At 68.5% G+C, this 7,737-nt stretch carries 8 protein-coding genes; 4 read left to right on the plus strand and 4 right to left on the minus strand.

Annotation, left to right across the window (positions count from 1 at the left end; translation table 11 throughout):
* Nucleotides 1-70: 70 nt before the first annotated feature.
* Nucleotides 71-1,036: a DMT family transporter gene (locus tag KHC24_RS16225; RefSeq protein ID WP_373878568.1), complete on the plus strand. Its 966-nt coding sequence runs from the start codon at nucleotides 71-73 to the stop codon at nucleotides 1,034-1,036.
* Nucleotides 1,037-1,393: 357 nt separating this feature from the next.
* On the opposite strand, the gene aceA is transcribed toward KHC24_RS16225, so the two are convergent.
* Together aceA and KHC24_RS16235 are read right to left on the minus strand one after the other, a co-directional pair.
* Nucleotides 1,394-2,707, minus strand: a complete 1,314-nt coding sequence (gene aceA / locus KHC24_RS16230; RefSeq protein WP_213364365.1) for an isocitrate lyase — start codon at nucleotides 2,705-2,707, stop codon at nucleotides 1,394-1,396.
* 162 nt (nucleotides 2,708-2,869) lie between these two features.
* The gene (locus tag KHC24_RS16235; protein ID WP_213364366.1) at nucleotides 2,870-3,130 is read right to left on the minus strand and encodes a hypothetical protein; all 261 of its coding nucleotides are present in this window, start codon (nucleotides 3,128-3,130) and stop codon (nucleotides 2,870-2,872) included.
* A 136-nt stretch (nucleotides 3,131-3,266) separates the two neighbouring features.
* Here KHC24_RS16235 and KHC24_RS16240 point away from each other — a divergent pair, with 136 nt between their 5' ends.
* A complete protein-coding gene (locus KHC24_RS16240; RefSeq protein ID WP_213364367.1) occupies nucleotides 3,267-4,715 on the plus strand; it encodes a helix-turn-helix domain-containing protein in 1,449 nt (482 codons plus the stop codon).
* A gap of 129 nt (nucleotides 4,716-4,844) precedes the next feature.
* Nucleotides 4,845-5,252, plus strand: a complete 408-nt coding sequence (locus KHC24_RS16245) for an OsmC family protein (RefSeq protein WP_213364368.1) — start codon at nucleotides 4,845-4,847, stop codon at nucleotides 5,250-5,252.
* Nucleotides 5,253-5,614: 362 nt separating this feature from the next.
* On the opposite strand, the gene KHC24_RS16250 is transcribed toward KHC24_RS16245, so the two are convergent.
* Nucleotides 5,615-5,788: a hypothetical protein gene (locus KHC24_RS16250; protein ID WP_213364369.1), complete on the minus strand. Its 174-nt coding sequence runs from the start codon at nucleotides 5,786-5,788 to the stop codon at nucleotides 5,615-5,617.
* Between the two features lie 144 nt (nucleotides 5,789-5,932).
* On the opposite strand from KHC24_RS16250, the gene KHC24_RS16255 reads away from it, so the two are divergent.
* Nucleotides 5,933-6,274 (plus strand): hypothetical protein, encoded by a 342-nt coding sequence (locus tag KHC24_RS16255; protein WP_213364370.1) that lies wholly within the window; start codon nucleotides 5,933-5,935, stop codon nucleotides 6,272-6,274.
* Nucleotides 6,275-6,633: 359 nt separating this feature from the next.
* On the opposite strand, the gene KHC24_RS16260 is transcribed toward KHC24_RS16255, so the two are convergent.
* Nucleotides 6,634-7,515, minus strand: coding sequence for a 3-hydroxybutyryl-CoA dehydrogenase (locus tag KHC24_RS16260; RefSeq protein ID WP_213364371.1), 882 nt, complete (start codon nucleotides 7,513-7,515; stop codon nucleotides 6,634-6,636).
* Nucleotides 7,516-7,737 lie beyond the last annotated feature (222 nt).

Genomic DNA, 7,737 nt, shown 5'->3' on the forward strand with positions numbered 1-7,737 from the left:
GGCGCCCTGATGGCTGCGATCGTCCGCCAGCCCGTGCCGACAGCGCCGCTTCGCGCGCCCGGAGAGCCCGATGTCCCGCCCGACCGCCCGCCCCGGAACCCCGCCGCCCGGAGTCGTGCCGATGGGAGCGCTCGACTGGGGCCTGCTGGTGCTGCTCTCGATGATCTGGGGCGGCTCGTTCTTCTTCGGCAAGATCGCCATCGCCGAGATCCCGCCGCTGACCATGGTGCTGAGCCGCGTCGCCATCGGCGCCACGGTGGTGTGGCTGATCGCCCGGCTGCGCGGCATCTCGATGCCGCTCAGCCTGCCGCTGGTCGGCGCCATGGCGGTGATGGCGCTGCTCAACAACGTCATTCCGTTCTCGCTCATCGCCTGGTCGCAGCAGCACATACCGAGCGGGCTCTCCGCCATCCTCAACGCCGCGACGCCGCTGTTCACCGTGCTGGTGGCGCAGGCCTTCACCCGCGACGAGAAGCTGACCGCCGGCCGCCTGGTCGGGGTGCTGCTCGGCTTTGGCGGCGTGGCGGTGATGATGGGCCCGGCGCTGCTGGGGCGGCTCGGCGGCCATGAATTGCCGGCGCAGATCGCCGCCATCGGCGCCACGATGTCCTATGGCTTGAGCGCCGTCTATGGCAGGCGTTTTCGCGGCCTGCCGCCGCTGGGCGTGGCGGCGACGCAGCTCACCATGTCGAGCCTGCTGCTGCTGCCGGCGGTGCTGATGCTCGACGCGCCGTGGCGGCTGCCGCTGCCCTCGCCGCATGTCATCGGCGCGCTCATCGGGCTCGGCGTGCTGTCCACCGGCATCGCCTACATCATCTTCTTCCGCATTCTCGGGCGGAACGGCGCCACCAACATCTCGCTGGTGACGTTCCTGGTGCCGGTGAGCGCGGTGCTGCTCGGGGCCCTGGTGCTGGGCGAAGCGCTGGAGCCGCGCGAGCTCATCGGCTTCGCGCTGATCGCGCTCGGGCTCGCCGCCATCGACGGCCGGCCAGCCAGAGCAGCGGCGGCGCTGGTGGTGGGGCGGCAAGGAGCATAATGGCCGGCCCGCCGAGTCTTGGCCGGCTGCGCGTAGAAGACCTTTCGCTCGCTCCCACCCCCCTCACCCCACCCCTCTCCCCCACGGGGAGAGGGAGCCATCGGAACACCCGAGGGCGTAACGGTGTGGGGATGCTTCTCGCGACGGGCAGCGACGTCATCCCGGACGGAGGACCGTGCCGGGAGATTGGCGAGGTGGACGGCCGCCGGAAGCATGGCCGGGAAAGCATGGCGAGCGGCGAGGGAGCCGGCCGGTCGCGGGTCCTGCCCGGCCGACGCGAAAAACCCTCCCCGGCGGGGCAGCCGGAGAGGGCAAGTAGACGGCCGACGCAACCGGCCGCCCCCAAAGAGAACCGCCTCAGAACTGCGCCGTCTCGGTCGAGTCCTGCATCGCCGTGGTGGCGCTCATGCCGGCGGTCAAGGCAGTGGCGATGGCGTCGAAATAGGAGGTGCCGACCTCGCGCTGGTGGCGCGTGGCGGTGAATCCCTCAGCCTCGGCGGCGAATTCCGCCTCCTGCAGCTCCGAATAGGCGGCCATGCCATCCTGCTTGTAGCGGCGGGCGAGATCGAAGGTGGTGAAGCTCACCGAGTGGAAGCCGGCCAGGGTGATGAACTGGTATTTGTAGCCCATCGCACCCAGTTCGGCCTGGAAGCGCTTCATCGCCGCCCGGTCCATGTACTTCGCCCAGTTGAACGAAGGCGAGCAATTATAGGCCAGCATCTTGCCGGGATGGACCTTGTGCACCCCCTCGGCGAAGCGGCGGGCGTCATCGAGGCTCGGGGTCGAGGTCTCGCACCAGAGCAGATCGGCATAGGGAGCGTAGGCGACGGCGCGGGCGATGCCGGCCTCGAAGCCGCCCTTCAGCCGGTAGAAGCCTTCCGCCGTGCGCTCGCCGGTGATGAACGGCGCATCGGTCTCGTCGATGTCCGAGGTGATCAGCCGCGCCGCCTCAGCATCGGTGCGGGCCATGATCACGGTGGGCACGCCGAGCACGTCGGCGGCAAGGCGGGCGGCGTTCAGGGTGCGGATGAAGGTGCGGGTGGGCACCAGCACCTTGCCGCCGAGATGGCCGCACTTCTTCTCCGACGCCAGCTGGTCCTCGAAATGCACCGACGCCGCGCCGGCCTCGATGAGCGCCTTGGTCAGCTCATAGGCGTTGAGCTGACCGCCAAAGCCGGCCTCGGCATCGGCGATGATCGGCACGAGGTAATCGGTCCTGGCGTCCGACTTACCCTCGTGACGCTCCAGCGTCTGGATCTGGTCGGCGCGCATCAGCGCCTTGTTGATGCGGCGGACCACCGCCGGCACGCTGTCCACCGGGTAGAGGCTCTGGTCCGGGTACATGTCGCCCGACGAATTGCCGTCGGCGGCGACCTGCCAGCCGGAGAGATAGATCGCCTCAAGCCCGCCCTTCACCTGCTGCACCGCCTGGTTGCCGGTATAGGCGCCGAAGGTGGGCAGGAAATCGCGCTCATTCAGCAGCTCCCACAGCCGGCGGGCGCCGTGCTGGGCCAGCGTGTGCTCGACGCGGATCGAGCCGGCGAGCTTTTCCACATCGGCCGGGGTGAAGGTGCGGGCGATGCCGGCCCAGCGATCCGGCGCCCAGTGCGGCGCGGAGAAGGGCTGGCCGGGCGAATTCCGGTCGGGGGTCGGGCGGGCGGTGTCGAGCATGATATCCTCGGTAAAGCCTTTACAGATGTCGATGCGGAAGGCGTTGGGACGGAAGGTGTGGGCGCGGGCAGGCCGGGCGGCGCGGCGGAACGGACATCGGCCGTTCCGCTGGTGCACCGGGGCGCCGTTTAAGCGGACCGCCCGGCGTTTCGCGCCCGCACCTCAGCTGCCGGCGCGGCGCATATAGGTGGCGGCCACCATCGGCCGCATGCCCGCCTCTTCGCCGATATGCGCCGCGAGCGGCGAGCCTTCCGGCAGGCGGAAGCTGTGACGCCCCATGCGGTGCAGGATGGAGAAGCCCTTGGCCGCGAGGCCGTCCTTGGCATAGACGCGGCTCACTTCGTCGGCATCCTGGCCGATGATGGTGATGAACTCGTCGCGGTCGGCGTGCGGCTTGGGGTGGCGGTGCTGGTGGGTCGACATGGTCGCGCTCCGTGTTGGCTGATGTAAAGATTTGACCACTCGACACCGCAAAGCAAGATATATAAGAAAATCATGGTGTTAAGCTGAAAATGCCTGTAAAGTTCTTCAGCGCGGATTGTAAAGCGAGCAAAGCGGAATGGCGGCGGACGATCCCCAGGTTGGCGGGCGCATACAGCGGCTGAGGCGCCAGCGCGGCGTCTCGCAGGCCGAGCTGGCGAGCGCGCTCGGCATCTCGGCGAGCTACCTCAACCTCATCGAGCACAACCGCCGGCGCATCACCGTGCCGCTGCTGCTGAAGCTGGCCAGCTTCTTCGGCATCGAGCCGGGCGAACTGGTGGAGAACGACGAGACCCGGCTGCTCGGCGACCTGATGGAGCTGTTCGGCGACGAGGTGTTCGCCGACAACACCCTGACCAACCAGGATGTGCGCGACCTCGCCAATTCCAACCCGGCGATCGGCCGGGCGGTGGTGCGGCTCTACGACCGCTACCGGGCGCTGCGCGGGGCACGGGCCGGCGGCACCGCCGAGCCGGCCGGGCCGCTGGCGGGCGCGGCGACCGCGGTCGCGCAGGGCTCGGGCGGGCATCCGGCCACCGACGCGGTCTCCGACTTCGTCCAGACCAATGCCAACCACTTCCCGACGCTGGAGGCGGCGGCCGAGCGGGTGCGCACCGACATCGATGCCGAACCGGATTCGCTGGATTACGGCCTGCGCAACTACCTGTTCAACGTGTTCGGGCTGAACTGGCGCACCGCCAACCTGCCGGCCGGCATCGCCCGCCGCTACGACCCGGAACGGCGCGAAATCCTCACCGCCGAGGTGCTGGAGCCGGCCTCGGCCGCCTTCGCGGTGGCGCACCAGATCGGCCTGTTCGCCGCCGGGGCGCAGATCGACAAGCTGATCGAGGACAGCGACCTGCCGGCCGACGCGCCGGTGGTGGCGCGCAACGCGCTGGCCTCCTATTTTGCCGGCGCACTGATCATGCCCTACGAGCCGTTCCTCAAGGCCTGCCGCGAGATGCGCTACGATATCGAGCGCATACAGCGCCGGTTTCGCGCCAGCTTCGAGCAGGTGTGCCAGCGTATGACCACGCTGCAGCGGCCGGGCCAGATGGGGGTGCCCCTGCACCTGATCCGCACCGACATAGCCGGCAACATATCCAAGCGCTTCTCGCTCTCCGGCATCCATATCTCCCGCCATTCCGGCGCCTGCCCGCGCTGGAATGTCTATTCCGCCTTTCTCCACCCGGAGCGGATCAACGTGCAGATCAGCCAGATGCCGGAGGGGCAGCGCTATTTCTGCATCGCCCGTTCCTATGCCCGCGGCGGCCACGGCTACCAGGCGCCGCGCCGGCATCTGTCGATCGGGCTCGGCTGCCATATCGCCCATGCCGGCAGCCTGGTCTATTCCGACGGCATCGACCTCACCGATCCCGGCCAGGCGGTGCCGATCGGGGTCGGCTGCCGCATCTGCCCGCGGCTCGATTGCGAGCAGCGGGCGCACCCCCCCGCCGACCACCACTTCACCATCAACGAGCGCGACCGCGCCGAGAGCTTCTACGCGCCCGGACGCTGGGGCGGCTGAGCCCGGCACCGGCCCGGCGCGGAGGTGCTGGGGGAAGGACTTGCGGGATCGACCGGACCGGAGGAGCATGGCGCGCTTTCCGGCGGCCCCAGGCATGGTCGACCGGAGGCGACCAACCGGGAGGCGACCATGGCGACAACACATGTCGACCTAAGGAGCATGCCGGGCACCCAGGCAGCGACCGGCTGGGCCGGCGGCCATACGGTGACGGTAGACCGGGCGGTGGGGGTGGCCGGAGGTGCGGGCCTCGGCTTCAATGGCGGACAGCTGCTGGCACTCGCCATTGGCGGCTGTTTCTGCAACGATCTGCACTACACCGCCCATGCCATGGGTGTGATCCTCACCGAGGTGTCGGTGAGCGTCGAGGTGGATTTCATCGGCGACCCGCTCATGGCGACCGGGGCGCGACTCACCGCACAGGTGAGTGCGCTGCCGAGGGACGTCGATATCGAGGATTTGATCAACCAGGCTTTTGCCGTCTCGACGGTCGGCAACTCCCTGCGCCGCGGCGTCCATGTGGAGCTGGCGGCCGCCTGAAAATGGCCCCTCGCCTAGGACCGCCCGCCGCTGCCCTGCGGTGGCGGGCGGGAAGACGGACAGGCAGGAACAGACCCGGCCGCCACGGCGGACCGGGCCCGGCACCCGCCGCTACAGCCTTGGGAGGCCGCATGGGGCCGGCAGGGCGACGCCGAACAGCAGGTGCGGCGCTGCCAGACTGGTCTGGCCGGCGGGAGCGCCTATCCCCACTCCGCTCACGCCACCGGGAAGCCCGCCTGCCGGCGGCGGTCCGCCGCACGCCGGGGCCATGAGGCCGCGCAGGCGCCACACTCGCGTCGGCACGGAGCATTGAGCGGTCTGGAGGTACCTATCAGGCGCGAAAGGAGCTTCGGAAGGATTTCTCAGATGACGAGGACACGTCCCGGCCTTGTCTTGGGCGCGGCGCCGGCCGCCGCATTGTCGGTGCAGACGACGCCAAGACCTGCACATAATGATACCGGCACGATGATCGCCGCCGACATAGCCGGGTTGGGCCGGGTGCCGTCCTTGCCGGCAGCGCCGACCGCGATCGGCACGCTTACAGGCCGCCGTCGGTTCTGGCCTATGCTCCGCCGCCGGCCCTTCTCGCCGACCGGCGGGGTGATCTGCGACCCGGCGCAGCAGCAATAACGGCGTGATCGCCTGATCCTGGACCTCGCGCGTCTATGGATCGAGGTGACATGATGGCCGCACGCACCGCTTTCCTGGCCGCCACTTTCCCGACCGCCGTGCCCGGCCTTTCCCTGTTGTCGGCCGCCACCCCGGCCTTCGCCCAGTCCAATCCACGCACCCGCGGCGGCCCCACCGGCGATAGTGACCGCCTCGACGACGCATGGGACGACCGGCGCGAGACCGAGGGCAGCCTGTTCACCGCCTCGCACGTCGTCGAGCTGACCAGCCTCGCCGACCAGACGGCGGTCTCCGCGCGTGCGATTCGCTGTCGCTGGACAGGGACGCCATCGGCAAGGCGCCGGACAAGCGGCCGTCCGAGCCGGGAAGACCCTCTCCGCCGCGCGGAATGACGAGCGCAGGGCGGCGATACGGAGCGCCTTCGATGCCCGCTAGGGGTTTTTCATCGCCGAGGGCCGCGCCGACAAGGCAGCGTCCTGCGACGGCACCGCCAAGCTCAAGGGCGCCTCGGAAAGCCTGCCGGTGTTCGTGAAAGAACCGGCGTCGGACGCGGCGGATGCTTTTTCTTCCGCGCGTCCGAACGCAATTCCCCCGGACGCCAGCCGGCGGCAGCCTGCGGATCGTCAGCCGGCCGACGATCCGGCATGTGGCGGGCTTGAAAACATATGCAGGCCGGTTGCGGAAAGCAGGCCGGCGCGGCCCCGCCGGCAGGACGCGGCCGCCTCGGCGCAGCCGCCGCGCGGCAACGGCTTCAGCGCGTCGGGACCGGCTTCTCGCCGCGATAATCGTAGAAGCCGCGCTGGGTCTTGCGGCCGAGCCAGCCGGCCTCGACATATTTCACCAGCAACGGGCAGGGCCGATACTTCGAATCGGCGAGGCCCTCATGCAGCACCTGCATGATCGACAGGCAGGTATCGAGGCCGATGAAATCGGCCAGCTGCAGCGGCCCCATCGGATGGTTGGCGCCAAGCCGCATCGCGGTATCGATGGCATCGACCGAACCCACGCCCTCATAGAGGGTGTAGATCGCCTCGTTGATCATCGGCAGCAGGATGCGGTTGACCATGAAGGCCGGGAAATCCTCCGACACCGCATAGGTCTTGTTCAGCCGGGTGACGAAGCCCTTCGACAACTCGAAGGTCTCGTCCTCGGTGGCGATGCCGCGCACCAGCTCGACGAGCTGCATGATCGGCACCGGGTTCATGAAGTGGATGCCGATGAAGCGCTCCGGCCGGTCGGTGGTGGCGGCCAGCCTTGTGATCGAGATCGACGAGGTGTTGGTGGCGAGGATCGCCTCCGGCTTCAGATAGGGGCAGACCGTGGCGAAGATCTTGCGCTTGATCTCCTCCTTCTCCACCGCCGCCTCGATGACGAGATCGGCATCGGCGAGGTCGCCGACATTGTCGGAGCCGCCGATGCGGCCGAGCGCCGCCTGCTTCTCGGCGTCGGAGTAGAGGCCCTTCGACACCTGCCGGGTCATGTTGCCGTTGATGGTGGCGAGACTCGACTTGATGCGGTCGGCTTCCAGATCGTTGATGATGACCTCATAGCCGGCGAGCGCGCACACATGCGCGATGCCGTTACCCATCTGTCCGGCACCGATGATGCCGATGCGCTTGATCTCGAAACCCATCACCCTAGCCCGTTGCCGCCGTCAGCCCATGTGGGGCGGGATACCCACTATATCCCGCTCCCGGCCTTTTGCCTCAGCTGTTTGACTTTACCTTGGCAATTTCCGCCGTGAGTTCCGGGACGATCTGGAACAGGTCGCCGACGAGCCCATAGTCGGCAACCTGGAAGATCGGTGCCTCCTCGTCCTTGTTGATGGCGACGATGACCTTACTGTCCTTCATGC

It is taken from the genome of Ancylobacter defluvii, from assembly GCF_018390605.1.
GTDB classification, from domain to species: Bacteria; Pseudomonadota; Alphaproteobacteria; order Rhizobiales; family Xanthobacteraceae; genus Ancylobacter; species Ancylobacter defluvii.

Bases quoted from the DNA above. Each gene is read 5' to 3' on its own strand.
- KHC24_RS16240 (WP_213364367.1), top strand. From the start codon at position 3,267: ATGGCGGCGGACGATCCCCAGGTTGGCGGGCGCATACAGCGGCTGAGG.
- KHC24_RS16225 (WP_373878568.1), top strand. From the start codon at position 71: ATGTCCCGCCCGACCGCCCGCCCCGGAACCCCGCCGCCCGGAGTCGTG.
- aceA (WP_213364365.1), bottom strand. From the start codon at position 2,707: ATGCTCGACACCGCCCGCCCGACCCCCGACCGGAATTCGCCCGGCCAG.
- KHC24_RS16260 (WP_213364371.1), bottom strand. From the start codon at position 7,515: ATGGGTTTCGAGATCAAGCGCATCGGCATCATCGGTGCCGGACAGATG.
- KHC24_RS16255 (WP_213364370.1), top strand. From the start codon at position 5,933: ATGATGGCCGCACGCACCGCTTTCCTGGCCGCCACTTTCCCGACCGCC.
- KHC24_RS16235 (WP_213364366.1), bottom strand. From the start codon at position 3,130: ATGTCGACCCACCAGCACCGCCACCCCAAGCCGCACGCCGACCGCGAC.
- KHC24_RS16245 (WP_213364368.1), top strand. From the start codon at position 4,845: ATGGCGACAACACATGTCGACCTAAGGAGCATGCCGGGCACCCAGGCA.